This is a genomic window from Haloprofundus sp. MHR1 (assembly GCF_005155585.1).
GTDB classification, from domain to species: Archaea; Halobacteriota; Halobacteria; order Halobacteriales; family Haloferacaceae; genus Haloprofundus; species Haloprofundus halophilus.
Window position 1 is genome coordinate 1,943,523 of sequence record NZ_CP039833.1, and the last position, 26,072, is coordinate 1,969,594.

23 protein-coding genes are annotated in these 26,072 nt (G+C 66.9%); 12 read left to right on the forward strand and 11 right to left on the reverse strand.

Features of this window, described 5'->3' with window-relative positions; genetic code table 11:
• Window positions 1–10 precede the first annotated feature (10 nt).
• A complete protein-coding gene (locus FCF25_RS09835) occupies window positions 11–202 on the reverse strand; it encodes a hypothetical protein (RefSeq protein ID WP_137048498.1) in 192 nt (63 codons plus the stop codon).
• 147 nt (window positions 203–349) lie between these two features.
• Between FCF25_RS09835 and FCF25_RS09840 the strand changes: the two genes are divergently transcribed.
• Complete coding sequence (locus FCF25_RS09840) at window positions 350–1,123, forward strand: AAA family ATPase (RefSeq protein ID WP_117592636.1); 774 nt, start codon at window positions 350–352, stop codon at window positions 1,121–1,123.
• Window positions 1,120–1,701 (forward strand): hypothetical protein, encoded by a 582-nt coding sequence (locus FCF25_RS09845; protein WP_117592634.1) that lies wholly within the window; start codon window positions 1,120–1,122, stop codon window positions 1,699–1,701. The genes FCF25_RS09840 and FCF25_RS09845 overlap by 4 nt, the downstream gene beginning before the upstream one ends.
• A gap of 17 nt (window positions 1,702–1,718) precedes the next feature.
• Here FCF25_RS09845 and FCF25_RS09850 read toward each other — a convergent pair whose 3' ends face one another.
• Window positions 1,719–2,507 (reverse strand): HpcH/HpaI aldolase/citrate lyase family protein, encoded by a 789-nt coding sequence (locus tag FCF25_RS09850; RefSeq protein ID WP_117592632.1) that lies wholly within the window; start codon window positions 2,505–2,507, stop codon window positions 1,719–1,721.
• Between the two features lie 157 nt (window positions 2,508–2,664).
• On the opposite strand from FCF25_RS09850, the gene FCF25_RS09855 reads away from it, so the two are divergent.
• On the forward strand, window positions 2,665–3,426 hold the full coding sequence (locus tag FCF25_RS09855; protein WP_137048499.1) for a hypothetical protein: 762 nt from the start codon (window positions 2,665–2,667) through the stop codon (window positions 3,424–3,426).
• On the opposite strand, the gene FCF25_RS09860 is transcribed toward FCF25_RS09855, so the two are convergent.
• Both FCF25_RS09860 and FCF25_RS15605 read right to left on the reverse strand, forming a co-directional pair.
• Window positions 3,423–4,373, reverse strand: a complete 951-nt coding sequence (locus FCF25_RS09860; RefSeq protein ID WP_137048501.1) for a hypothetical protein — start codon at window positions 4,371–4,373, stop codon at window positions 3,423–3,425. The genes FCF25_RS09855 and FCF25_RS09860 overlap by 4 nt on opposite strands.
• Before the next feature lie 336 nt (window positions 4,374–4,709).
• Complete coding sequence (locus tag FCF25_RS15605; protein WP_168191229.1) at window positions 4,710–6,026, reverse strand: hypothetical protein; 1,317 nt, start codon at window positions 6,024–6,026, stop codon at window positions 4,710–4,712.
• A gap of 618 nt (window positions 6,027–6,644) precedes the next feature.
• Between FCF25_RS15605 and FCF25_RS09870 the strand changes: the two genes are divergently transcribed.
• Window positions 6,645–7,607, forward strand: a complete 963-nt coding sequence (locus tag FCF25_RS09870; RefSeq protein ID WP_137048503.1) for a hypothetical protein — start codon at window positions 6,645–6,647, stop codon at window positions 7,605–7,607.
• Window positions 7,608–7,676: 69 nt separating this feature from the next.
• On the opposite strand, the gene aglM is transcribed toward FCF25_RS09870, so the two are convergent.
• On the reverse strand, window positions 7,677–8,969 hold the full coding sequence (gene aglM, locus FCF25_RS09875) for a UDP-glucose 6-dehydrogenase AglM (RefSeq protein WP_137048504.1): 1,293 nt from the start codon (window positions 8,967–8,969) through the stop codon (window positions 7,677–7,679).
• A gap of 159 nt (window positions 8,970–9,128) precedes the next feature.
• On the opposite strand from aglM, the gene aglF reads away from it, so the two are divergent.
• Window positions 9,129–9,896, forward strand: coding sequence for a UTP--glucose-1-phosphate uridylyltransferase AglF (gene aglF, locus FCF25_RS09880; protein WP_117592622.1), 768 nt, complete (start codon window positions 9,129–9,131; stop codon window positions 9,894–9,896).
• A 2,036-nt stretch (window positions 9,897–11,932) separates the two neighbouring features.
• Here the strand turns inward: aglF and FCF25_RS09885 are convergent.
• Window positions 11,933–12,967: a GNAT family N-acetyltransferase gene (locus FCF25_RS09885; protein ID WP_137048506.1), complete on the reverse strand. Its 1,035-nt coding sequence runs from the start codon at window positions 12,965–12,967 to the stop codon at window positions 11,933–11,935.
• A gap of 314 nt (window positions 12,968–13,281) precedes the next feature.
• Here FCF25_RS09885 and FCF25_RS09890 point away from each other — a divergent pair, with 314 nt between their 5' ends.
• Window positions 13,282–14,361, forward strand: a complete 1,080-nt coding sequence (locus FCF25_RS09890) for a hypothetical protein (RefSeq protein WP_137048508.1) — start codon at window positions 13,282–13,284, stop codon at window positions 14,359–14,361.
• A gap of 51 nt (window positions 14,362–14,412) precedes the next feature.
• Here FCF25_RS09890 and FCF25_RS09895 read toward each other — a convergent pair whose 3' ends face one another.
• The 3 genes from FCF25_RS09895 to FCF25_RS09905 all read right to left on the reverse strand — a co-directional run bounded on the left by FCF25_RS09895 (window position 14,413) and on the right by FCF25_RS09905 (window position 17,284).
• Entirely contained in the window at window positions 14,413–15,423 is a 1,011-nt protein-coding gene (locus tag FCF25_RS09895) for a GNAT family N-acetyltransferase (RefSeq protein ID WP_137048510.1), read from the reverse strand.
• A gap of 74 nt (window positions 15,424–15,497) precedes the next feature.
• Complete coding sequence (locus tag FCF25_RS09900) at window positions 15,498–15,719, reverse strand: hypothetical protein (protein WP_137048512.1); 222 nt, start codon at window positions 15,717–15,719, stop codon at window positions 15,498–15,500.
• A 41-nt stretch (window positions 15,720–15,760) separates the two neighbouring features.
• Window positions 15,761–17,284: a right-handed parallel beta-helix repeat-containing protein gene (locus FCF25_RS09905; RefSeq protein WP_137048514.1), complete on the reverse strand. Its 1,524-nt coding sequence runs from the start codon at window positions 17,282–17,284 to the stop codon at window positions 15,761–15,763.
• Window positions 17,285–17,538: 254 nt separating this feature from the next.
• Here FCF25_RS09905 and FCF25_RS09910 point away from each other — a divergent pair, with 254 nt between their 5' ends.
• Together FCF25_RS09910 and FCF25_RS09915 are read left to right on the forward strand one after the other, a co-directional pair.
• Window positions 17,539–18,582 carry a bifunctional 2-polyprenyl-6-hydroxyphenol methylase/3-demethylubiquinol 3-O-methyltransferase UbiG gene (locus tag FCF25_RS09910; protein ID WP_137048516.1) on the forward strand — a complete coding sequence of 348 codons (1,044 nt, stop codon included), beginning with the start codon at window positions 17,539–17,541 and terminating at the stop codon, window positions 18,580–18,582.
• Window positions 18,579–19,556: a hypothetical protein gene (locus FCF25_RS09915; RefSeq protein WP_117592607.1), complete on the forward strand. Its 978-nt coding sequence runs from the start codon at window positions 18,579–18,581 to the stop codon at window positions 19,554–19,556. The genes FCF25_RS09910 and FCF25_RS09915 overlap by 4 nt, the downstream gene beginning before the upstream one ends.
• Window positions 19,557–19,586: 30 nt before the next feature.
• Here the strand turns inward: FCF25_RS09915 and FCF25_RS09920 are convergent, their stop codons facing one another.
• Window positions 19,587–20,717 carry a polysaccharide lyase gene (locus FCF25_RS09920; RefSeq protein ID WP_137048517.1) on the reverse strand — a complete coding sequence of 377 codons (1,131 nt, stop codon included), beginning with the start codon at window positions 20,715–20,717 and terminating at the stop codon, window positions 19,587–19,589.
• 414 nt (window positions 20,718–21,131) lie between these two features.
• Between FCF25_RS09920 and FCF25_RS09925 the strand changes: the two genes are divergently transcribed.
• Together FCF25_RS09925 and FCF25_RS09930 are read left to right on the forward strand one after the other, a co-directional pair.
• Window positions 21,132–22,136, forward strand: a complete 1,005-nt coding sequence (locus tag FCF25_RS09925; protein ID WP_168191230.1) for a DUF1616 domain-containing protein — start codon at window positions 21,132–21,134, stop codon at window positions 22,134–22,136.
• Complete coding sequence (locus FCF25_RS09930) at window positions 22,136–22,402, forward strand: hypothetical protein (protein WP_117592601.1); 267 nt, start codon at window positions 22,136–22,138, stop codon at window positions 22,400–22,402. The genes FCF25_RS09925 and FCF25_RS09930 overlap by 1 nt, the downstream gene beginning before the upstream one ends.
• A 76-nt stretch (window positions 22,403–22,478) precedes the next feature.
• Here FCF25_RS09930 and FCF25_RS15610 read toward each other — a convergent pair whose 3' ends face one another.
• Complete coding sequence (locus FCF25_RS15610) at window positions 22,479–23,294, reverse strand: hypothetical protein (protein ID WP_168191231.1); 816 nt, start codon at window positions 23,292–23,294, stop codon at window positions 22,479–22,481.
• A 351-nt stretch (window positions 23,295–23,645) separates the two neighbouring features.
• Here FCF25_RS15610 and FCF25_RS15615 point away from each other — a divergent pair, with 351 nt between their 5' ends.
• Together FCF25_RS15615 and FCF25_RS09945 are read left to right on the forward strand one after the other, a co-directional pair.
• On the forward strand, window positions 23,646–24,749 hold the full coding sequence (locus tag FCF25_RS15615) for a glycosyltransferase family 4 protein (protein ID WP_168191232.1): 1,104 nt from the start codon (window positions 23,646–23,648) through the stop codon (window positions 24,747–24,749).
• Window positions 24,750–24,830: 81 nt separating this feature from the next.
• Window positions 24,831–26,021, forward strand: coding sequence for a glycosyltransferase family 4 protein (locus FCF25_RS09945; protein WP_137048525.1), 1,191 nt, complete (start codon window positions 24,831–24,833; stop codon window positions 26,019–26,021).
• Window positions 26,022–26,072 lie beyond the last annotated feature (51 nt).

Here is a 26,072-nt window from a genome sequence, read left to right on the forward strand (position 1 = left end):
TCGCCAACAGTTAGAACGGCGGCGCGAGCCTCGGTTTTCGGCCGCGGTGTGACTCCGACGCGTCTCCTCTCCGCCGCACGCGACGTGATAGCGGCGCGTGTTCGCGCCACAACCAGAAGACGGCCACTCCGACGAACACCATCGCTCCGAGGACGGCGACGGTCCGACCGCGACTCGCACCGTCCGCTCTCTCTTCGAGCATGGACGTGGGTTCGTCGAACGCGGACATAGGCGTTCGGGCGGGTGACGGTGCCGGCGTTCTCGTTCGACCCGAAGCGTCCGACCGGTGTCGTCGACGTCTCGGCGAGAGACGGAGATTTTAAATTAGGAGAGAGGGGTAACGAAACGCATGGTCGAGGCGTTCGCCGTCGCCAGCGGGAAGGGCGGCACCGGCAAGACGACGAGTACGCTCGCTTTGGGGATGGCGCTCGCCGCCGAACACGACGTCACCGTCGTCGACGCCGACACGGGGATGGCGAACCTGCTGTTTCACGCCGGGCTCGACGACGTGGAGGTGACGCTGCACGACCTGCTGGTCGAGGAGACCGGGACCGACGTCTCGGAGGCGACGTACGAGCGGTTCGGGATGTCGGTCGTCCCCTGCGGGACGAGCCTCGCGGCGTTCGAGGCGGCCGACCCCGCGCGCCTCCGGGACGTGGTCGCGGACCTCGCCGCCGACACCGACGTGCTGCTTCTGGACTCGCCCGCGGCGCTCGGCTCGAAGAGCGCGGTTCTCCCCATCGTCCTCGCCGACCGCATCGTCGTCGTCCTCCAACCGACGGTGCCGGCGCTCTCGGACGGCCTGAAGGTACAGGAGTACGCCCGCTCGTACGGAACCGAGACCGCGGGCGTGCTGTTCAACAAGGTTCGCGACGACGCCGGAATCGACCGCATCGTCGACCGCGCGGGCGAGTACTTCGGCGGGCAGACGCTCGCGACGGTCCCCGACAGCGACGCGGTCCGCGCGGCCAGACGCGCCGGTGAACCCCTCTTAGCACACGCGCCGGAATCGACCTCGGCGGCCGCCTACCGCGCCGCCGCCGACCGAATCGACGTCCGCGCGGGCGACGAAGGCGACGTGGCGGACCGCTTCCGCAGCGCCGTCGTCCCCGACACGCCATGACCGCGCCGGGCGACCGCTCGGACGACCGGTTCTCCATCCCCCGCGGCGACCTCGTTCGGTCCCGGGTCGTCACCGACGCGGGCGAGGCGCTGTCGGCGGCGCTGGCGCGCGAACTGACCGGCTACCTCGTTCTGGAACCCCAAGACGCGTTGCTGCTCGGCGGCGAGACGCGCGGCGTCCTCACGCTCGAGGCCGGCGTCCCCGCGTTGGCGTACAGCGCCGAGACGGACCGCGGCGGCACCGACGCGCTCGTCGAACTCGCGGTCCCCGGTCCGTTTCGCGTCGACGCTTTCGAACTCCCGGCGTCGGCGCTCGCGGAGGCCCACGAGACCGACGAGTTACGGGTGCCGCCGGGGTCGCCCGCGGAGACGCTGGCGGACGCACCCGACCTCGCTGCGCGGACCCGCGACGCCGCGCCCGACGAGTGGCTGCGGCGGAGCGAGAGCGGTTCGAGCGCGGTGGAGGCGTTCCTCGAAGACGAGGCGAAACTCGACGCGATTCGACAGCAAGCGCGGGCGGAAGCCGAGGCGCGCGCCGAGCAGTGGGGACTCGCCGACCAGTTGGCCGACGAGGGGTAGGCGCGGCCGAACCGAGGCTACCGCTCGCCCTCGAAGGCGTCGAGTCGGGACGACACCATCTCCGAGACGCCGGCCATCGTGCTGCCGACGTTGAGAATCTGGTAACCCTGTTCGGCTTTCTCGTTCACGTCGTCCATCCCGAAGCCGAGGCCGCCGAGCGCCACGTCGCTGTCGAGCGTCGCGTCTCGAATCGTCTCCACGCGCGCCTGCACCTCCTCGTGGTCGACCTCGCCGGGGTGGCCGGTGTCGACCGAGAGGTCGTACGGGCCGACGAAGACGAAGCCGAGTTCCGGCACCGAGAGGATCTCCTCGATCTCGTCGACCGCTCGCTGGTTCTCGACGGTGACGCCGACGAAGGTCTCCTGGTCCTCGGTCGTCGGGTAGTCGTCGGCGAGACCCCAGCGGCTCGCTCGCGGTGCGGCCAGTCCGCGTTGACCGGGTTCGCCGTCGTACTCGAAGCGCGCGGCGCGGACCGCTTCGCGGAGTTCCGCCGCCGACCGGACCCGCGAGAGGAACACGTTGCGGACCCCGGCGTCCAGCACTTTGCGCATCAGCGCCGGTTCGGTGACCGGGATGCGAACGAGCAGTTCGGTGTCCGTCGCGTCCGCGGCGCGGAGGAGGTTCGAGAGCGTCGTCGCGTCCCACGGACTCGGGCCGGCGTGTTCGAGGTCGTGCCAGACGAAGTCGACGCCGAGGTCGCCGCAGAGTTCGACCACGTCGGGGCTGTACAGACCGTCGAGCACGCCGAGCGCGACGCCGCCGGCGTCGACCGTCTCCCGGAGCGCGTTCGTTCGTGAATCCGTCATCGGGGTTCGTGCCACGGCGTCGGCTATAGTTTCGCGCACCGGTCGACCGTCCGGACAGTCGCGCTCGTCGACACTCGTCGAATGCGTCCGTTCACGTCGCGGCGGCCCCTACTCGCCGAATGCGTCCGTTCATGTCGCGGCGGTCCCTACTCGCGGTGTGACCGTCTTCCGACTCGCGACGCTGCGAACGGCCGAGGACTTCGCCGACTGGTACCGAATCGGTGCCGACTACGTCGCCCGCGTCGCGGAGGGAATGGCGCTCGACTGCGGCCGGTTCCACGAGGAGGCGGCGGCGGGTGTCGACGCGATGCGAGCGAACCGAACCGACGTCGAGCCGAGCGTCGCCCGTTCCATCGCGGCGACGCTGCTGGCCGACGCCGCGTTCTGCGACCCGTTCTGCGAGTGGCTGCCGCTGTGGTACGAACTCGCGTTAGCGGGACCGAACGCGCTCGCGGAGCACCGACTCACGCGGATATCGCGCAGGTACGCGAGCGACCTCCCGCACGTCACCGTTCCGCAGTACAGCACGCCCGGCGACGTGTTGGTGGAGGGCAGACCCGCGCTCTCGCACGTCTCGGGGTTCGTCGAGCGGTTCGTCCTCGCGGACGCGATACTCCACCTCGAGTGGTTCGCCTCCGTCGCCCGCGAGTCGGGTATCGAGGTGCCGCCCGAGTTGCTCGCGCGGACGCGAGAGGAGAGCGTCGCGTACTACACCGGCCGTCGGGAGTCGCTCTCGCCGGACGTCCGTCGGTTCCAAGCGCTGCTGTTCGCCGACGACGAGTGGGTCGGGAAGATAAACCGCGCCTACGAACTCGACAGCGCGCTGTTCGGCGTCTGGGAGGGCATCTTACGACGCGCCCGGACCGACCTGGAGACGACCGCGAGCGATTCGACCGGGTGGACCGGTTCGACCGACTAGCAGTCCTCGAACTGCGACTCCATCTCGGCGCGGCAGGCGTCGGCGTCCGGGTTCGACACCGACATCGAACTGGTGCCCTCCGCCGTGGCGGACTCGACGACCTGGTACGCCGCGAAGTAGCCGCTCGGGAGCGAGATGGTGGTCGTTCCCTCGACGACCTCGTCGGCGTTCAGACCGAAGACGTACTCCTGTTCGCTGAAGCGCGGTCCGGGGCCGCACCCGCCGTCGGAGGCGAGCACCGACAGCGACACCTGGTCGAAACTGCCCGTCACTTCGACGGTGGTGCAGTCGACGAACTTCACGCCCGGTTCCGAGCCGTCGCTCGTCTGTCCGCGGTTGTCGCCTTCGCCTCTGCCGGAACCGTCTCCGCCGCTCGGTCCGGTGTACTCCTGTCCGTTGAGATACGCCGTGCCGCCCGAGAGGTCGAACTCGGTGATGTCGCCGGCGACCCGGAAGGCGTCGGTACCGCCGAACACCGACCCGCTGACCGACCCGGCGTCGACGCCGTCGGCGTTCTGTACGGAGGCGTAGCGGGTCGGCGCGCCGCCTGTCATGTTCGTCTTGGCGACGTCGCCGTCGACCTCGAAACTGTAGTCGGCCTTCGAGCCGTCGCCGACGACCGCCAGGTAGTCGTAATCCTCACCGACGCTGTCGGGGTCCGTCTGCGTTCCGTCGAGGTAGACGGTCGCGTCGCCGTCGACCGACAGCAGCGTCAGGTCGCCTCTGTAACGATACGCGTCGACGCCGCCGACGACGACGCCGCTGGCGAAGCTCCCTTCGAGTACGTCGTTCGCGTTGACCGACGCGCCGTCGACCGGCGCGCCGCCCGTCTCGGTGGTCTTCTCGAGCGTGTCGGTCGCCTCCAGTTCGTACCGGACCGGCCCGGCACCCGGGGTGCCCGAGACGACGACGTGCTTCCACTCAGATTGCTGTGCTCGAACGGTCATGGTTGCCGTGGTTGCGCCGAGGGTCGCGAGACTGCCAGCGAGGAACGTACGGCGGCTTGTATGTGTTTCCTTCATTGATTTCTCCGCTTCCGGCTAAGGCCTCATTGAGTTGCATCTTAAGCTTTTTTCAGGCAAGTATACTTGTGTATTTATCTGACTATCAGAACACCGTGAACGTTACCGAATCCGGCCGGTCGACAACCCGTCGTTGGCCGTCCGAAGAGAGCAGTAACAGCGCGATTATCGCCGGACACGCACCGTCGCCGGCACCGACAGACGGGCCCAACCGACGGCTTCGGTCGGACAATCGGCGGTTACGTCGCGTTGCAGTGGCTTTCACGCCCCCGAGAACGTCTCGTCACGGCATCTATCTGCGCTCGGATTCGTCACGTCGACCCGCTCGCCGTCCGGGTAGACGACCGTCGCTCGCTCGGCGACTTGGTAAGGGCCGAACTCGTCGTCGGGGACGCTCACCGTCGTCTCCTCGGAGCCGTCGCCTTCAACCGTGTACACCTGTTCCATCGGCGTGGTCGGCGGCACGTCGTCCTGGACGAGCACCTCGATGGAGAGCCCCTCGAACGCGCCCGCGACCCGAACGCTAGTGCAGTCGAGGAACTCGACGTCCCGAACCGCGGGGAACGTCTCCTCGCGGCAGGCGTCGGCCTCGGGATTGACCGCACGTGTCTCCTCGCCGTCGCCGTAGGTGACCGAGGCGGCCTCGACGACCTGATAGGGGCCGAACTCCCCATCGGGAACCGCGACTGTGGCCTCCGTCGCCCCGTCGGCGTTGTCGTACTCGTACACCTGCTCCATCGGCGTCGTCTCGGGGTCGCCGTCCTCGACGAGCACCTCCAGCGACGCCGACTCGAACGCGCCCGTGACCCGGACGCTGGTGCAGTCCGGAAAGACGAGTTCGGGTGTCGATCGAGCCTCGCCCCCCTCGTCGGCGTCGCCGTCGTCACCGGCGGCGTCGCCGCCGTCTTCGGCGCTCCCGGCGTCGGCTTGCCCATCCGCGGGACCAGTGTACACGTCCCCGTCGAGATACCCCGTCAGTCCGCCGTCGAGGTCGAACTCGGTGATGTCGCCGTCGACGACGTAGGCGTCGGTGCCGCCGAACACCGACCCGTCGACGGACCCTCCCTCCACGCTGTCGGCGTCGTTGAGCGACGCGGGCGGGACGTCCGCGTCGCCGGTCAGCGTCGTCTTCTCGACGTTCCCGTCGACGGCGAACGCGTACTCGCCGTCGCCGGTGATAGCGAGAACGCCCGGCGCGGGAAACTCGTCGGGGTCGACCGCTTCGCCGTCGACGTAGACGTCCGCGCCGCCCTCGACGACCAGGCTCGTGACCGTTCCGGCGAACTGGTACGCGTCCGCGCCACCGTAGACGCGCCCCTCCGCGGTGGCATCGCTCAGTGTGTCGTCGTCGTCGAGCGAGGCGAACTGGTTCGGCGCCCCGCCGGTGTCCGTCGCCTTCTCGACGTCGCCGTCGACGCTGAATCGGTACTTCGCCGGCCCGTCACCGGTCGCGTTGACGACGGCGATAGTGCGCGTCGACGCCTGCGCACCCGCACCGCCCGCCAGTAGTGACAGCGAACCGAGTGTCGCCGCGCTCCCCGCGAGAAACCGTCTTCGGGTCTGATTCTCTCGTGTCATGCACTTTCGCACCGACGGGACAGACGGAACTATCCGGGTTTAGTATATTCTGGCTATCCGAGAGTAGGTGTTTCTCGGCCAACTCGTTTCTATTTCGACGAATCGTTTGACACACGAAACGCCCACACCGACGCAGTGACGCTCTTCGCCGCTGACGCTCCGTTTTCCGAACCGGGTAGCGGATTCGTTCCCGTGCCTAGGTGCTGTACTATCGTCGCTAGTGGAGCGCTACTGGACTGTTTCGCGTCCGAACCTGACCGAGTCTGACGCCGTCGCTGCTCGTTTTCGACGCCTACTGTCAGTAGTTGGCCGCTACGTTCGTCCAGATTGGAGAGTCTTCTCCGGACAACCGTTTTCGACGCCTCCGGACACGAGTCGTCCCGGGCGGCAATTTGGGTGCTGATTCTGATATATTACTTCTCTATCACACCTAATCTGTGAGAATTACCAGATTTCATATCATACACGGGGTGTCTGAAAACCGATTTAACGAGCGTTAGAGGTGATATTGGTCCCTGTCAGTAGTTCCTCGACTAGCGTAAGTCCACTCACACTTAATTAATTAGAAAGTTATATAACCGGTCATCTGACTGTACTACTGAACAGAGGGAACTCGAAATGAGAAAGTCCGACACCTCGACCGAAGCCGCCCGCTCAAAGTCCCGCTACACCCGACGTGGCGTCCTCAAAGCCTCGCTCGTCCTCGGCGTCGCCGGCACCCAAGCCGCCGCGCAGCGCGCGAGTGCAGCCTCCGCACCGGACATCGAAGCCCACCGTCTCACTGCGACGCACCAGTGGGACACGCAGGCGTTCGACTCCTCGTACTCCAGCCCCGTCGTGGTCGCGCTCCCGGTCTCGGCGAACGGCTACCAACCGGCGACCTCGCGGCTTCAGGAGGTCGACGGTGAGTCGTTCGACTACCGCGTTCAGGAGTGGAACTACCTCGACGGTCCGCACGTCGAGGAAGTCGTCGGCAGCCTCGTCGTCGAGGCGGGAGCGCCCGTAGTCGAGGGCCTCCACGTCGAAGCGGGCACCGTCAGCGCCGCGACGAAGTGGACCGGCGTCTCGTTCGACGAACCGTTCGCCAAGCGACCGGTCGTCCTCACGCAGCCGCAGTCCACGGACGGGTGGCAGGCGGTCGTCTCGCGGAACTGCAACGTCTCGAAACGCCGGTTTGCGACGCGTCTCCAGGAGGAGGAAGGAGCCGACGGCTGGCACCACGACGAAGTCGTCGGCTACGTCGCCATCGAACCCGGCACCGGAACGATCGGCGGCGCGCCGTTCGAGGCCGGCCACGCGGCCGACGTCGACCACCGCTGGCAGACCGTCGAGTTCGACGAGTCGTACGACAACCCCGTCTTCGTCGCCGACGTGGAGACGTTCAACGGCAACAACCCGTGCACGCTCCGCTACCGCAACCTCACGCGCACGAGCGTCGAGATTCGAGTCGAAGAGGAGGGAAGCGTCGACGACGAACAGTGGCACAAGCCGGAGACGGTCGGCTACGCCGTCGTCGAAGGCGACGACGTCGAGACGTTCTACGGCGAAGGTCGCTACGGCGCGGACGGCTACGGCGCGTAACGACGCCCGCCGCGCCCCGTCGACCCTCGGTTCGTGTGCTTCCTCGCGGTCCCGTTTTTCTGCGCCCGACTACCAGGTGAGCCCCTCGTACTCGATACCGTCTCGCCGCTCGACGACGCGGCGGCCGTCGACGACGACCGGCCGCTCCATCGCGTCGAACTCCTCGTCGAGCGCCGCGAACTCGTCCCAATCGGTGACGACGACGGCGGCGGTCGCACCCGCAAGCGCCTCGGCCGCGCTGTCGGCGTATTCGATGTCGGGGAACTCCGTCCGCATGTTCTCCGTTGCGACGGGGTCGTAGCCGACGACGGTCGCGCCGCGGTCGAGCAGTCCCCGGATGGTCGGGATGGCCCGCGAACTACGAACGTCGTCGGTGCCGGATTTGAACGCGAGGCCGAGCACGGCGACCCGCTCGCCGGTGACGTCGACGTGGTCGTCGAGAAGCGAGAGCAACCGCTCGGGCTGGCGGTCGTTCACGCCGACGACCGCGTCGAGCAGTTCCGGGTCGTAGCCGACGTCCCGGGCGGCGGCGATGAGCGCGGCGACGTCCTTCGGGAAACACGACCCGCCCCACCCGACGCCGCTGCGGAGGAACTGCGGCCCGATTCGGTCGTCGAGGCCGATGGCGTCGGCGACTTCGTAGGCGTCGACGCCGAACTCCTTGCAGATGTTCCCCAGTTCGTTGATGAGGCTGATCTTCGAGGCGAGGAAGGCGTTGTTGGCGTACTTTATCATCTCCGCCTCCCGGACGCCGGTCCGGACCACCGCGGTGTCGGTCTGTGCGAACAGCGGGTCGTACAACTCGTCGAGTGTTTCGTACGCGCGCGCGCTCGCCGCGCCGAACACGACCTTGTCGGGGTGGAGGAAGTCGTCGACGGCCGTCCCCTCGCGGAGGAACTCCGGGTTGACCGCCACGTCGAACCCCTCGCCGGCGGTCAGCCCCGACCCGCGTTCGAGCGCCGGAATCAGTTCGTTCTCGGTCGTCCCCGGGACGACGGTGCTCTTGACGACGACCAACGGCGGCTCCTCGCTCTCCGCCAAGGCTTCGCCGAGTCGCTCCGCGCCCGCCGTGATTATCGAGGTGTCGATTCGTCCCTCGGCGTCCGTCGGCGTCGGAAGCGCGATAAAGACGACCTTGGCCCGCGCGGCCGCCGCGTAATCCGTCGTTGCTCGGAGCGTTTCGCCGCCGTGCTCGGCGACGAGTTCGTCCAGCCCCCGTTCGTGAATCGGGGCGACGCCGCCCTCGATGGCCGCGACGATCTCCTCGTCGATGTCGACGTTCGTCACGTCGTGTCCGAGTTCGGCGAGACACGCCGCCAGCGTCGTCCCCACGTAGCCGCTGCCGATGACGGTGACCTGCATCGTGGGAAACTGCCGGGGACGCGGATATAAAAACAGATGTTCGTCCAGCGAACTGTCATCACTTGTTGATGTTCTGTGAGAGATTGTATCAACCAGAGCTAGTTTCTGCGGGCCGTAGCGACCGTATAGTAATACCGTTCGGCGTCGCATAGTCTCGGTATGAAGGCAGTAGTACTCGCGGCGGGGAAGGGGACTCGACTCCGGCCGCTGACCGACGACAAGCCGAAGGGGATGGTCGAGGTCGACGACAAACCCATCCTGACGCACTGTTTCGAGCAGCTCGCCGAACTCGGCGCAGACGAGTTCATCGTCGTCGTCGGCTACAGAAAGGAGGCGATTATCAGCCACTACGGCGATAGCTTCGAGGGCATCCCCATCACGTACGCCCACCAGCGCGAGCAGAACGGACTCGCGCACGCGCTGTTGACGGTCGAAGAGCACATCGACGACGACTTCATCCTGATGCTCGGCGACAACATCTTCCAGGCGAACCTCTCGGACGTCGTCAAGCGACAGCAGGAGGAGCGCGCCGACGCGGCGTTTCTGGTCGAGGAGGTGCCGTGGGAGGAGGCGAGTCGCTACGGCGTCTGTCGGACGAACCCGTACGGCGAGATAACCGACGTCGTCGAGAAACCGGAGGACCCGCAGTCGAACCTCGTGATGACCGGCTTCTACACGTTCACGCCGGCTATCTTCCACGCCTGCCACCTCGTCCAACCGTCCGAACGCGGCGAGTACGAGATCAGCGACGCCATCAACCTCCTCATCCAGAGCGGACGCACTATCGACGTGCTCCGCCTGAAAGGCTGGCGCGTCGACGTCGGCTACCCGGAGGACCGCGAGAGAGCGACACAGTTGCTCCGCGGCGAACTCGACGTCGAAACCGGCGCGGAGAGCGACGACGTCGAACAGATATCGGTCGAGTGACGCGAACTCGCCCCTCGACGCCCCCGGCCGCCTCGCATTGCTGTTCGACTGATTGATAATCTGTGATTACCGTGTTCGAACGGAGCATACCGACCTGTCGTCTCCGTGAACGCTACACAACATACAAGCCACGCGGCGTTGCACGCAGTCTCAGTACATGGACGACCGGAGACGGCTTCGGACGAAACTTCTCGCTCTCGTCGGTGTAGCCTCGCTCGCACTCTGCGGGGCGTACATCGCCGTCGGTCCGCCGGCGACGGCGTACGAGATACATCTCTACGGTGCGTACCCCGTCTGGTTCTGGCTCGCCATCTGCGGTGCGTTCGTGGTCGGACAGCTGCTGGTGTTGCGCGCCGTCGCCGTCGGCGGCGACGGAGAGGCCGACGAGACGACCGGCCCCGGGTGGCGATACGGGGTGGCGCTTCTCCTCGGCGCGAACGGACTGTTGCTGTCGCTGCCGTACCTCCGGTACCGACTGTTCGCCGTCGGCAAAGGTGACATGCTGTCGTTCGTCGGGATGGTCGACAGTCTCGCACAGACCGGGCGACTCGACCCGGAGAACTACTACCCGGGGTTGAACGCGCTCACGGGCGTCTTCTCGCACGCCACCGGGCTCGACACCGCCGAGCTCGTGAACCTGCTGCCGCCGTTCTTCTCGCTGTTCTACCTCGGCGGCCTCTACTTCCTGCTCGACACCGTCACCGAGCGGCGACGCGACGTGCTGTTCGTTCTCCCGGTGGCGTACCTCCCGCTGTTCGGCTTCGAGAACGTGATGTTCTCGCCGAGCGTCTTCGCGTTCACCTTCGTTCCGTTCGTGTTGGCGCTGCTGTTCCGGACGAGCGCGTGGGAGCGACGGACGCGGTACGCGTCGCTGCTCGTGCTCTCGGTCGTCGGCGTCGTCTTCTTTCACCCGCTCACGACGCTGTTTCTCCTTGGTCTGTTCGCGCTCGCCAAAGCGCCGGAACTCTACGGGCGCGCCACCGCTCGACGGAGCGGTCGGCCGGTTCCGGTGCTGGCGGTCGGGACCGTCGCTGGCGTGCTCTTCTTCGCGTGGTACTACACGTACGAGTCCATCGCGGGGAGCACGTACCTCGTCTTCGCGCGCCTACTCGGGCTCGAGGCGGTCCAGTCCTCCGAGTTCGGAAACCTGAGCGGCACCGCCGCTCGGACGACGCCCCGCCTCGTCGACTTGCTCCAGACCGGCTTGTACACCTACGGCGTCTTCGGGCTGCTGGTCAGTTTCGGGGCGGTGTTCGCCTGCTACCTGCTGGTGCGACTGCTCCGCGGCGACACCGAACTGAGCGACGTCTCGCTGTTCTTCCTCGCGGTGTTCACCGCGTTCACCGGTCTCTCGGTGCTCGCGTTCTTCGTCGACCTCACGGTCGGGTTCACCCGAATCTCTCGGTACGCTCGGTTCACCGCGCCGATACTCGTCGGGTTCGGAGCGTCGGCGCTGTGGGCGCGAGCGAGCGGCTCGTGGCAGCGGTCGACGCTTCTCGGCGCGCTCTCGGTCGGCTTCGCCGCCATCGTCTTCCTCTCGGTGTTCTCGCTGTACGCGTCGCCGCTGTCCAACGGCGCCAACGGGCAGATAACCCAGAGCGAAGTCGAGGGGATGGAGTGGGTGCTCGACCACCGAAACGAGTCGCTGCTCATCGACGAGTACGGAACGACCCAGTCGCGGTTTCAGGAGATGCTCGAATACGAGGTCGACGACCCCGAGAACATCCGTTCGGAGGGGACGAACCCGCCGATGCACTTCGCCTATGGCGCGCCGCCTCCCGACGGTCCGCCGGAGTACCGGTACCTGCTCGTCACCGAACTCGGCCGGCAGCAGAACCCGACGTTCTACCCCGGTTACCGGGGGTTCTGGCGCTACACCCCGGCGGATTTCCAACGACTCGAGAACCGCTCGACGGTCGACCGCGTCTACGACAACGGCGGCTTCGAGTCGTATCTGGTGGCGAAAAACCGGACCGAGGAGGGAGCGTCCGCCGCCTCGTCGCTCGCTCCCGCATCCGCTCCCCCGACAGACCCGCCTACGTCCGCTCCTCTCGAAGCCGGTTCGCCGTCTGATACAGGTGTCGACCGAGCCGAAAGGCGTTCCAGCGAACCGGCGCACAGCCGCGTTCCCACGACAGCGTCGGGACCGCGCGCCCACCGAAGCGCTCCTTGAATCGGAACAGCCCGTCCCGGAAGTCGGGACTCGTCTCGCCGAAGTCGTACTGTCGGTAGTCGTTGTCGATGCTCCACCGTATCGCGTGTTCGTGCAGCAGCTCCGACGCGTTGTACTCGAAGTGTTCGCGCTCGACCGCCGAGAAGAAGTACTGGACCGTCGACTGCTCGTCGTCGACGAGCACGAGGATGCTTCCCGCGGGCTCGCCGTCGACCTCCAGCGAGAACTGTCTCACTCGGTCGTCCATCGTCCGCAACCGCTCGAAGAACGACCGCGGGTACGCGTCGCCGTCGACGCGGTCCATGACGCGTCTGTACCCACGGTGGAACGCGCGCAGGTCGCTCCGGTCGGGGACCTCGTCTCTGACGTGGACGTCGTTTTTGTGTCCCGAGCGTATCGCGCGCCGACGCGAACTGCTCATCCGTCCATACACCGCGTCCCAGCCGTCGGTTACGTCGACGACGAACCGACAGCTCGCGACGGTCTGGCTGTAGCCGCGCTCTCGGAGTCGACGTTGGTACCGGACCGTCTCCTCGTCGAGCGTTCGGAACACGTGCGCGACGACGCCGTCCTCGCAGATGCGCTCGGCGGCGTCGAGCAGCGCGTCGAGCGTCTCCTCCTCGTCGTCGGCGACGACCGGACCGCCGAACCCCGGCTCCGGCGAGCAGAGGCGCTCGAACGGCGTCAACGGCACGTCGTCGACGGCGGCCGCGAGGACGCCCGTGGGCGCGTCGCCGTCGGACACGACGACGTACCGCCCCGTTCTCTCGCACCCGCGCTCGACGGCGGCCAACCAGTGATACCGGTGGAAGACGCTCCCGTGCGGCGACTCCTCGACGACGCGGTCCCACTCCTCGCGGGGAACGCTCTCTATCGTGTGGTGTATCTCGACGTCCATCGCTCACCTACGCCCACGTCGCGTCGCCTCGCGTCGCGTCTGCGAGGCGGCTAGTCGGATGACGACACTCATACGACAGTTCACAGGACACGCGCCCATATACGTTGCCGCGGGCGACCCGCCGTTCTCCGCGGGCAGCCCATGTTTTTTGGTTGTCATCAACGTTGACACGGTATGGCTCGCGTCGAATCGCAGGTGGCGACGTCCCCGAGTACGATCGGCCGGTGGAGGGTTCCCAGCCAGCGGTGCGCGCCCGTCCGGCGGTGCGCGCCTCCGAACTCGCCCGGTCACTCGGGCGCGGGAGTGACCGTCCGATGACCCGTCCCCGGTTCAGACCCGGTGACTCGAAATCTATCAGGGACGCGGCGTGGCTGGCCGGCGAGCGTCTCCATCGTTCGAAACTGCTCACGAACGGCGCTCACGCGGCGTCCGAGACGAGTCCGGTCGGCGAGTCGCCGTGGGACGGTTACGGCGAACCGCGGGCGACGCCGACGCCGTCGCCGGGCCCGTTCTCGCTGGTCCCCGGTCGCGGCGTCGTCAACCCCGTCGTCACCGCGGCGGACGTCACCGACTTCGGCGACGCTGACTTCGTCGCCGACCCGTTTTTGTTCGTCACCCCCGACGGCCGTTGGCACCTGTTCTTCGAGGTGTTCAACCGCGACCGGACGCCGACCGCCGCCATCGCCCACGCCGAGAGCGACGACGGTAGACGCTGGTCGTACGACCGGGTCGTCCTCGAGACCGACGACCACCTCGCCTTCCCGTACGTGTTCCGGTGGGACGACCGCTACTACATGCTCCCCGAGCGCTGGAACCGCGAGACGCCGGCGAGCCCGATTCTCTACCGCACCGACTCGCTCCCGGGCGGCTGGTCGCCGGTGGCGGAACTCGTCGCGCCCGACCGCTTTCTGTGCGACTTCGTCGTCTTCAGACACGAGGACCGGTGGTGGGCGCTCGCCGGCAGCGACGACGACCGTGCCGACCTCCTGGCGTTCTACAGCGACGAACTCGAAGCCGACGACTGGACGCCCCACGCCGGCAACCCGGTCGTCGAAGGCCGGCCGACCGCGGCCCGTCCCGGCGGGCGACCGCTCGTCCGCGACAGCGACGTCGTCGCGTTCTTCCAGGACTGTGCGGCCTGCTACGGTCACCGGCTCCGGGGGTACGTCGTCGACGAACTGACGCCCTCGACGTACCGGGACCGCGAACTCCACAGTTCGCCGATTCTGGAGGGGACGGAGAAGCGGTTGGGGTGGAACTCCGGGCGGATGCACCACCTCGACCCCTGGCCGGTCGGCGACGGGTGGCGCTGCGCCGTCGACGGCAACATCGGCTTCGGCGGGCGGTTGTTCGGCCCCGACCACTGGGCCATCGGTATCTACGAGTCGCTCTGAGCGCCTCCGCCTCCGCGGCGCGTCGGCGTCGAGGGAGTAGGGTGGGGAAGTTTACACGAGAGACCGGACGCGCTCCGGGAGTCGGTTGTACAGCATCGACGCCCCGCGCATCCACGGCCGCTGCCGCTGCACGAGGTACAGCGCTCTGGGCACCGGCGCGAACTGCGACTTGTACCGACAGAGGCTCGGGACCATCCCCCCGACGAAGTCGTACCGCGAGAGCCCTCGTTCGGCGGCGTCGCGGATGGCGTACCACTCGACGAGTTCGTTGACCGGCACCTCGGCCTCTTCGACGTTGGCCGCGCTGACCCACGCGTATATCGTGTCGTCGAGTTCGACGGTGAGCCTCGCACCGACGAACCGGTCGTCGACGGAGAGCACGTACGGTCTGACGCAGCCGTCGGGGAGTGCGTCGTACAGCGCCTTGCAGAGTTCGACGGAGACACCGGCGTTCTCGTAGCGCTCGTGGTACTGGTCGACGGCGTACTCGATGCCCTCGTAGCCCCGCTCGGCGATGTCGTGGTCGTCGACGTCGCGGACGTACCGCCTCGTGCTTCGGCTGAAGCGACGCTTGATCTCCTCGGGCCCCGGTTCGAGGTCGAGAACGTACGTGTACGCCGGGCGCACGTCGAGGTCGGCCCAGATGAACGGACGCACGTCGGGGTAACGGTCGACGGTTCGGATGTCGAGGTGGTCGGGGTCGACCTCCTCGTCGATCCACTCGCAGACCGCCTCGACGAACTGGTGGTTCCACATCTCCTGCTTCCGCTGTGAGAGGTGGTTGACGTCGAGCCACACCGGGCCCAGATACGGCACGTCGTGTTCGGTCGGCGGACAGCGAACCGACGAGAACGGTCCGACGCTCCCCTCGAACAGCGGGCATATCCCAAACACCTCCTCGCCTTCCCGCCCGACGAGCAGATGCAGCGTCGTGTCGCTCACGTCGCGCAGCACTTCGAGCGCTTCCAATCGGTGAAACGGCGTCGCGTGCGGCGCTCGCTCGACGTACGAGTTCCACGACTCGCGGTCTGTGCCCGTCGCTCTGGACACGGCAATGGTCATAGGAACTCTGTGCGAATGCCGACGGTATTAAACATCGTTTCTGTCAACGAAATGTCTATCTATCCGATATCCCGCTACAGTCGACCGGTCGATTCGGCGACCAGATACGCGGCGGCGACGGCGGCGGCGACGACGAACGCGAACCACACCAGACGGACCTGTGCGAGGAGGTCGCCGCCGCGGCTCGTCACGAGTACCACGGTGTGGAGGATGACGAAGGCGGCGACGCCCGCGGCGAACACGGCGAGCGCGACCGCTTCGGTCGGTCGTCGACTGAGGCTCTCTCTGACTGTCATCGTGTCTGTCGACGGGCGCATACGCCATAAAACGAGACCCGTCAGTAGGCGTTCGCGCTCCACCACCAGCGGAGGTTGTCGTCGCCCTGCTCGGGCGCCGTGCGATACGTGACTTCGATGGCGTCCCCGTCGTGCGTGACGCTGAACGGCCCCGCGGCGGCGGGTGTGGCGGGCGTCACGCTGACCGACCGCGGTTGTTCGGCGAGGCCGTGCTCCCACCGGAACGTCGACGCCGACCCGTCGCCGCTCTCCGTCTGGTCCCCCCGGTTCGTGGTGCGGTAGCCCGATGCGTTCGAGACGGTCAGTTCGGGCGGCGCGTCCTCGCCGAGCCAGAGCGGTCGCCTCTCGGCCCCTCGGAGGTCGATGTCCCGGAGCGTTATCGGACCGGTGTTCGACCCCGACGCGATGCGGACGTTGTGACTGTTGTTCGTCGACGCTCCGCCGTAGACGACCACGTGTCTCGGTGCGGCCGAATCGCTGCTACGAATCGTGATTCCACCGGCGTTGGGGCCGCTGTGGTCGTCCGACCGCGGATTCAGAATCGACGCTTGAACCCCGCCGTTGAGCAGGAGACCGGACTGACCGTTCGACCGCGTGACGACGTTGACCGCCGAGACGCGGCAGTTCGTCAATTGGATACCGTGGCTTCCGTTTCGGTAAGCCCGACAGCCGACGACGTCGAACCGCGCGGCCACCTCGTCGGCTCCGACGCCGCCGTCGAGGATGAAGCCGCTCCGTCCGTTGTTCCGACTCAGACAGTTGTAGAACGCGTTGTCGAGCGACTCGCCCGGTACGGTCGTCCCCCTGTCGTTGACCCCGTCGACGCCGTTGTTGTCGGTGATACAGTGGGTGAGCCAGTTGAAGTACCCCCGACCCTCCGTATCGGCTCCCGGATGGATGCCGTGCCGGAAGTTGTCGTGCGCTCGGATGCCGTTGAGCACGCAGTCGTTGCACTCGTAGAGGTTGACCCCGTAGTACCCGCCGTTCTGCACCTCGGTGCCGTCGACGACGACCTGGTCGGCGTTGTTGAGCGCGAGCACCCCGAGATACTGTTCGCCGTCGGACTGATTGTCCCCGTCGAGGAGACCCCCGACGACCGCCGCCTGGGAGATGCTGTTCACCGAGATCACCGCGTGGTTTCCGCCGGCGGTGAGACGAGCGTTTCTGAGGTTCAACACGGTCCGCTCTTGGAGGTGGACCGGCCGCGAGACCGTGTAGTTGCCGACGACCTCGACGTTCTGTATACCGGCTTGCTGGGCGGACACGTCGAGTGCGGCTTGGATGACCGCCGCGGGTCGTCGCCCCGATTCGATGGGGCCGTTCTCGGTCTCCGCGCGGACGATACCCTCGCGGTCCTCCCAGACGACGATCGACGGAGGCGTCCCCCCGACCTCGCCGCCGTCCGGCGTCCGTCCGTCTCCCCGAGAGCCGTCGGAGTCGAACAGGCCGAGACAGCCCGCGAGACCGGACACGCCGGCCACGCCGACCACCGCCGTCAGAAGGTCGCGGCGCGGCAGCGACGCGGCGTCCGACGAGCGGCCGGTCGGTCTGTCGTCCTCAGCCATTCGCCAACGCCCCATCTGCGACGGGTACACTCGAACGAGTTCCGGACATCGCTGAGGGAGGTTGTCGACGCACTCGGAAAACTGCTTCCGCGGTCATGGTGCACGACATACTCGCGTGCCAGACGCGTAAGTGTGCTGTGATATCCAAATTCTGACAGTAACTCGGTCGAGAAACACACCGTCTACGACGTACGAGCATATAATAGTACAGTGAACAACATATAATATGTAGTCGGAACTACAGTGGTGTATCGATGTGGCCACCGGAGTTGGAGTTCGTCTGCGGGGACTGCGGGTCCCGTCTCCGCCGTCGACAGCAGTCGCGGAACGGCCAGTGTCACAGCGACTGGCGAGTGGACGACGACGGCATCGTTCGACTGCTCGACGTCGACGACGACGCCGGTGCCGCCGAGGAGATCGACGCGCTCGTCGATGCGCTGCGTGTCGGCGACATGACGCCGTTCAAGCGGGCGGAGAAGTTCGAGTCGGAGCTCCGGCGCATCCGCCCCGACTTCGAGTACGAGTCGTGGCTCAACCCCGACCAGGCCGACTGGGTCCGTATCGAACCGTTGGCGGGGAAGACGGTGCTCGAACTCGGCAGTCGATGCGGGGCGCTCACCCGCTCGCTCGCCCGCCGCGCCGACCACGTCGTCGCCGTCGACACCGACCTCGACGGGTTGCGGTTCTCCGCGGCGATGCAGGAATCCGCGGAGACGGAGAACCTCACGCTCGTCCACGGCGACGCGACGGCGCTCCCGCTCGGCGACGATCAGTTCGACGTCGTGGTGGTGAACGGGGTGCTGAAACACGTCGGGGCCGACGAGTCGTCGGACGACCCCGTCCGCGCACAGCGGTCGTTTCTCCGACAGACCCGCCAGTGGCTTCGCCCGGACGGCCGACTCCTGGTGAGCGAGTGGAACCGACTGGACCCGGTTCACCGCCTCGCCGCCGTCGTCCCGGCGGCCGTCGAGGGGGCCGTCCTCGATGCGGGCGGCCGCCGTCGCTCGCCGTCGGTTCGTCTCCACTCCGAACGCGGCTACGTTCGCCTGCTCGAACGAGCGGGCTTTCGGAACGTGACGGTCTCGTACGCCGTGCCGAATCGGCGTTCGCCGGCGTTCGTCTTCTCCGACGAGCGACTGCTCGCGGCGTTTCTCAGACGGAAACTGGTGTCGCTCGGCACGTGTCTGCACAGTTCGATTTCCCCGCAGTCGCTCTCGCGCGTCCCGTTCCCGCCGGGAACCGCGCGTTTGCTGGGTGCACTCACACCGGCGTACAAGATCGGCGCCGACGCCTCATGATCGACGAACTGCTCGACCGAGTCGCCGACCGATTCGACGCCGACCGGTCGGCGCTGACGTACAGTCTGTACAGCGGGACGCGCGGACCGACCGGCTACATCACGCTGTTCGTCTACGAACACGAGGACCCGGTGACCGTCTGTCGGTTCGCCAGGTGGGACGACGCCGAGGTCCTGGGCGAGTGGGAGCGACTCACCCGACTCCGCGAACTCGTCGAGTCGTCCGACCGGCTCCGAGCGACCGTCGAGACGCCGCTGGCCGTCGAGAGCGTCGACGGGACGCCCGTCATCTTCAAGGAGTTCCTCGGCGGCCGACCGGCCCACTACGCCTTTCGGCGGTTCGACCGATGCGCGGAGCGGTTCCTCTCGAACGCCACCGAGTGGCTGGTCACGTTCGCCGAAGCGACCGCCGACGTCCGAACGTACGACAGCGACGAGAAACGACGGCGCCTCTCGACGTCGACGCTGCCGAGCGCCGGCGCGTACGTCGACCGATTCGCCGACTGCGAGCAGTTCTTTCTCGGCCCGACCCACGGCGACTACGACGGGACGAACATCCTCCTCGACGCGGACCTCGGAGTCCGGTCGGTCATCGACTTCGAGTACTTCCGCACCGACGGCGTCCCGCTCGTCGACTTCCTGAAACTCGTCGTCGAGACGGCGCTGTACGCGTTCGAGAGCTACGCCGAGGCGACGAACCGCGCGTTCTTCCGCGACTGTCCGTTCTCGCGCGCGGTCGGACGTTGCGTCTCGACGTACTGCGCCGGCCTCGGTATCGACGAACGTCGCTTCGTCGACGTGTTACCGCTGTACCCGGCGCTCAGACTCGGCCCGACGCCGAGGGCGGACCACACGCCGTGGAATCTCCGGTTCTACCGACATCTCTACGACACCCTCTCTCTCTCCGACGCCATCGTCTGGGCGCCGTCGGAATCGAAAAATAGCCGCGGGGAGTCGCCGCGCCGTCGCCCGTGACGGCGCTTCGGTTCGGGTGACTCGTTCGCGTCAGTCCAGCGGCCCGCTCGTCGACATCTGGAGCTTGTCGAAGTAGAACGAGTTGTCGCTGGGCGAGGTGTCGCTGCCGCCGTGGTAGATGTTGAACCACAGCGACTCCACCTTCAGGTCCTCGGTGTCGCGGAACCGGATGTCCGTCTTCTCCATCGCCTGCTCGCCGTCGATCCAGCCGCGGAGGATACCGTCGTTCTCGCCGGGCGTGTTGAGCTTGACGTAGCTGTCGATCTGGTAGTACTGGCCGGTCTCGATGGTACCGTCCCAGCTCCACCACTCGCCCCAGTTGTTCATGTCTGCGTGGTAGCAGTAGTACGAGAGTTCGGCGCCGCCGTCGGCCGGCATGAACGCCATCCGCGCGGACCAGCCGTTCGTCCCGTCGGCGGGCTTACCGCCCCATCCGCCGCTGTCGTACGTTCCCGCCGGGCCGGGGAGTTTCCCGCCGTCGGAGGTGACGTCGAAACCGGGGTCCAGGCGGAGGTAGTAGCGGATCCAGAGCTCCTCGGGCTCCGACATGCCGTTGTCGCTGAAGTAGTACTGCATGTCGGTGCCGTAGTGGCTTCCCTCTTCGAGTTGCACCTGAAGCGCCGTGTCGCTTCGCGCCTTCTCGCCGTTGACGATGGAGTTCTGCTCCGACTTTCGGGCGTCGAACTTGTCGAGGTACGAGTCGTCGGCGAAGTCGATAGTGACGTCGGCGTTGGTCGTTCCGCCGGTGTCGCCGCGACCGTCATCGCCGGAGCTCTCGCCGCTGGCGAGCGTCTGCACGCCGTTGGCCATCTGGACTTTGAGCGCGTTCTCGTCGGTCCGAAGCCAGAGTTCGCCGGCCTCCGCGTTTTCGGGGTCCTGCTCTCGCGCCGGAATGCGGAACCGGTTCTGCGCGGTCAGGTCGCCGACCGCCCCGCGCCGCGGCAGCGGTGCGAGGTTCCACTGCTCGCCGTCGCCGATGTATCGGTTCCCCGTGTCCGTCGCCAGGAACTTCGTCCCTGCCGCCGGTTCGTACGTGTCGAGCTTCGACTCGACGTCCCGAACCTCGACGTCTTTATCGATCTTTTTGAAGTTCTCGTTTAGTGGTACGTTCCAGTCGGCGGTACCTTTCTTCGGTGTGTTGTAGCCGTGGTTTTTCGTCATAGATATTGGATTTTTGTACGGAGTTCTTCGAATTACGTTGCCCGTGCCGTTGCCTCGGTCGCTCGGCGGACAGGTCGCGTGGGACGTCCGCGACGCCGACTCAGCGTAAACCATCTCCCGGAACTATCAAATTTCATAGCTTCACATATCCTCGTGTAGACTCTGCTCCCCACGCATAACCGCAGTTTGTACAGTCGAAGGTAAATCTTCTGATTTTTCGGGTAAACACGTATTTACAACTAGATTTTCTATTCCCGTTCGCCGGACGCCGCGGCCCCGTCGACGGACGCGCGAGGACCGACCACGGAGTGCCGCCGCGAACTCGAATCGATATCGGAGACGAGACGGTCGCCACAACAGTCAGTTTCCATTCATGAGAATAGATTTATGTGCTAGATTACAGTTATCCGAACTGTGTCTGTTCGCGAATCGCTCGCCGCCCAGTTTCTCGACCTCGCCGTCTGTGCGGGCTTTCTGGTCGGCTACGTCGTACTGGCGTCGACGCTCGGTGTTCCGTCGCCGGGTATCGCCTTCCTGGGCGGTGTCTACGTCGCCTTCATCCCGGGGTACGCCGTCGTCTCGGCGCTGTTTCCGCGGGCCGAGGCCACCGCGCGGTTGGGGGGTGACGTCCGACGGCTCACGCTCGGTCATCGACTCGTCCTCTCCGTCGGGACGAGTCTCGTCGTCGCCGCGCTCCTCGGCGTGGTCCTCGCCAGTTCGTCGATCGGCCTGTTCGCCGGACCCGCCATCGCCGCCGTCGGCGCGGTGAACGCCGTCGGTCTCCTGGTCGCGGCGAAGCGCCGATGGTCGACCCCGCCCGACCGTCGGTTCAGTGTCACCCTCCCGCGCGGAACGTCGTTTCTCTCCGCGTCGAGCGGCCTCGAACGCGTCGTCACCGCGCTACTGGTGGTCTGCGTGTTGGTCGCCTTCGGGGGCATCGGGTACGCGGTCGTCACCCCCGAACGGGGCGAGACGTTCACCGGATTCTCGGTGCTTACCGAAGACGACGCCGGAGAGCTGACCGCGAGCGACTACCCGACGGACGTCGTCGCCGGCGAGGCCAGCGACCTCTACGTCGAGATAGAGAACGAGGAGGGGAGAGCCGTCGACTACACCGTCGTCGTGCTGCTTCAGGACGTCGACGGCGACACCGGAACGGTCAGCGAGAGTTCGGAACTCGCTCGGTTCGGGACGCGCGTCGCGTCCGGCGAGACCGCCGTTCGCCAGTTCGAGTTCCGACCGGAGCGCGTCGGGGCCGACCAGCGGGTACAGCTGCTGCTCTACGAGGAGTCGCCGCCGGCCGAGCCGACGAGGGCGAACGCCTATCGGTCGGTGCACTTCTGGACGACGGTCGGAGCGAGCGACCAGGCCAATGCCTCGGTCGCTCCGCCGACCCCGAGTTCGGGAGGGCCGACCTGATGTCGACTGGTCCGCACCGCCTCGTCCTCGTCACCGCCGTCTGGACGACGTTCGGAACGCTCTGGCTCGCGGTCGTCGACGCGCTCACACCCGGATTCGTCTTCGCTATCGCCCTCTCCGGATTCGCCGTCGCACTCGAACTCGCGTCTCCGTCCCACCACCGCCCGCCGTGGGTCGTCCGCGCGCGACACGCGCTCGTCGTCCAACTGGCGCTGTTCGGACTGTACGTGCCGCTCAGGCTGTACGACCTCTACATAGGATTCTGATTCGTTCGGGCTACTCGTCGGTCGTGAGCGTTGCCGGTCGAGGACGAACCGAGCTACGACTCGAGGACGAACCGAGCTACGACTCGACGAAACAGTCGACCCGGCAACTGTCGTCGTCTCGGTCTCGTTCGGCGGTGACTCGGACCGGGCGGCCGAGCCCCACTGCCATCCCGGTGCCGAGAAGCGAGACAGTCGGATGGTCGAACCGCGTCAGCGGCGTGAGCGCGCAGCCGGTCAGTCTGAACGTGACTCGTTCGTCGGCGCTGTCGACGATTTCGGCGGTGTCGGCGAGACGGAATCCGTCGACGACTGCCTCGGCTAGTTGGTCGGCGAGGCGACGCGGATTCGCGGCGAGCGCCTCGTTCGTCTCGTCGAGGTACGACTCGAGCAGTCCCGCACCGACCGGCCGATGTCGCGGTTCCGACGACGTCTCTCGCGACGGTCTCACCGACGAGTCCGCCGCGTCGTCGACGAGCGTCAGCCGAACGTCGCGCTCCCCGTCGGTCGTCGACACCGAGGGGAGGTACACGTGGGCGGCCGACGCGTCGAGGGCGTCACGCCCGTCGACGTAGCTCCAGTAGAGTCGTTCTGCGACCGCCTCCGAGACCGACGTGTCCGGCGCGAGATAGTACGCGAGCGCCGCGACGTACAGTGCGACGGCACCCAGCGCGACGAACAGCCACCGTTGCGTAAACCAGCCGCCCGCCACGAAGAGCGCGCCCAGTGCGGCACTGACACCCGCCGCGACGACCCATCGCGTGGAGCGCGCCCGCTCGCGCGTCGGTCGGTCGAATCCCGACGGAGCCACGCGCCGGGCGACGCTGGTCGAGGAACTGTTGCGTCGGTTCTGCTCCGATCGATCGACGACGTCGGTGCGTTGTTTCTCGGTCATAGATGTTCGCTCTCTCCACAGTCACCGCGCTTCCGCTACGGTACGCTCACGTTCGGAGAGCACCGCTATTATAGTATGTATTATTTCTCCCATATTGTATTTGGATGGAGATACTGTGTCGACGTAGATAGTATCCTCTCCGGTGATAGGCGGGATCGACGACCCCTTTCGACGGCTACCGGTCCGTCTCGGGCGACTCGCCCCGTCCCGGTGTCGTCATCCGGCGAACAGTTATGGGCGCTGCTCCTGAGTGATGACGTGAATGGGCGAAGCAGGAGCGACAAAACGACCGCGCGCGTCGATGCGACGAGGCGGTTCGACCGAGAGCGACCCCGAGGTGGCGCGCACCTGATGCGTATCGTCGGCTTCACCGACCTCCGGCCGTTCGAACTCGAAGCGCCGCTGTCGGCGATGGACGCCGAGAGCGTCGTCGTCTCGTTGGACTCCGACGCGAGCGCGTTCGAGCGAGCGGTCTCACAGTTCCGGCGCGGGCGTGCGGCGCTCCGCGGCGGCGACACCGACGCGCTCGTCGTCTACAACGGCTCGGGAATGCTGGGCATCGTCGCGGTGGTTCTCAGCCTGCTGTACGGCGTGCCGCTCGTCGTCAGAGCCAACGGCGACCTGTTCAGACAGCACGACGAGAAGCGCGCAGAGTACCGTCGGACGAACCAGTGGGCTCGGTGGCTCGGGTACCTCGGCCTCTCGGCGCTCACCCGCGCGACGTTTCGCTACGCGGACGGCTTCGTGGCCGTCTCCGAGTCGCTGGCGGAGACGCTCGCTCGGCGGACGTCGTGTCCCCGAGAACGGATTCGCGTCGTTGCCGGCCCGGTGACGCCCTCGCAGTACCGCCGAACCGCCGTCGCCGACGGGACGTCCGACGCCACCGGGACCATGACCGTTCTGACCGTGACGAACCTCCAGTACCACGGGAAGTACCTCGGCGTCTGCCGCCTCGTCGACGCGATGGTCGAACTCGGCGACCGCCGAGACGACGTCAGTTTCGTCGTCGCCGGCGACGGTCTGTACTACGACGCGGTCGAGCAGTACATCGACGAACGCGTCGACGACGACCCGCTGGACGCGCGAATCCACACGCTCGGATTCGTGAGCGACGTCGCGGGGCTGTACGCCTCTTCGGACCTCTTCGCCTACGTTTCCGAGATAGACGCGTACCCGAACGTCGTCATCGAGGCGCAGGCGGCGGGCCTGCCCGTCGTCGCCAGTCGCGGCTACGGTATCGACGAGCAGATAGCCGACGGCGAGACGGGGGTTCTCGTCGACGCCGACGACTCGACGGCGCTCGCGTCGACGCTCGACGACCTGCTCTCGGACGCCGACCGACGCCACCGACTCGGGACGGCCGCGGCCGCACGGGTCGCGGAACGCAACGCCCCCGAGACGCTCGGTCCGCAGATGCAGCGGGCGCTCGAAGCGATTCTCGCTCGGTGCGACTGAACCGCTGGGTCCGACGCTTCGGTCGGCGGGCGGTCGCAGTCGGCACAAACGCTATCTACGTGACTGCTGACTTGTCCCAAAATGGGATTAGATATCTTACAGTTACACCGGGGACCGGTCTACCCGCCGTCGAACGGCGAGGAAGTCCGCATCTGGGAGACGACGAAGGCGCTGGCTGACACCGGTCGCGTGTGGCTCGCGTACCCCGACGCCGACGGCGCGGAGTTCCCGCCCGGCGTCTACGCGCTCGACCTCGACAACCCGTTTCTCGACTACAAGACGACGCGCATCTACCTCTGGAACGCGCTGTTGGGGCTCGGTTCCGACACGCCGATAGAGCGGCTGCAGACGCGGCTGACCGTTCGGACGGTCCGTCGCCGTCCGGTGGACTTCGACGTCGTCTGCAGCGAGTCGCCGCAGGTGCTCGGCGCGGCGCGACTGCTCGCCGACCACTACGACGCGGCGCTGCTGTTGAACAAGCACAACGCCATGTTCGACCTGCTCGACCAGCAGTTGCGTTCGCGGTCGATTCCCGGACCGATTCGACGGCGCGCGGTCGACAATCTCCGGGCGCACGAACAGGCGGGTATCGACGACGCCGACGCCGTCGTCTTCCAGTCGGCCGCCGACCGGGAGGCGTTCGACGTTCCCGACGGCGTCAGATGCGAAGTCGTCACGAACGGGACGAACTACGACGACATCGCCGCCGGCGGCGACCCGGAGGCGGTCCGTCGGCGACTCGGCGTCGGAGACGACAGAACGGTCTGCCTGTTCGTCGGCGCGTGCGACTACGAACCGAACGAGGAGGCCGCCCGCCGCATCGTCGACGAGTACGCTCCCGTGCTGTCGGACGTGGAGTTCGTCATCGTCGGCCGCGACCCGCCGAAGACGACGCGCGAGAACGTCTACACGCCGGGGTTCGTCGACGACCTGCCGGGGGCGCTCGCGATGGCCGACATCGCGCTCTGTCCGCTCACGATGGGATCGGGGACGAAGCTCAAGATGATGGACTACCTCGCCGCGGGCCTGCCCATCGTGACGACGCCCGTCGGCGCGCAGGGTATCGACATCGTCGACGGCGAGACGGCGCTCGTCCGCGACGTGAGCGAGTTCGAGGCGGCGATTCGAGAGCTGTCGTCGTCTCCGGAGCTCGCAGCGCGACTGAGCGCGAACGCCCGAGCACTCGGGCGGCAGTACTCGTGGGACGAACTCCTCTCGGCGTACGACGACCTCGTCACCGACATCGCGGGGCGGCGCGTCGCTGTCGACTGACGGCTCCGCTCGACGGCGTCGGTAGGCGTTCAGAGCCGGGAGCTCACGGGC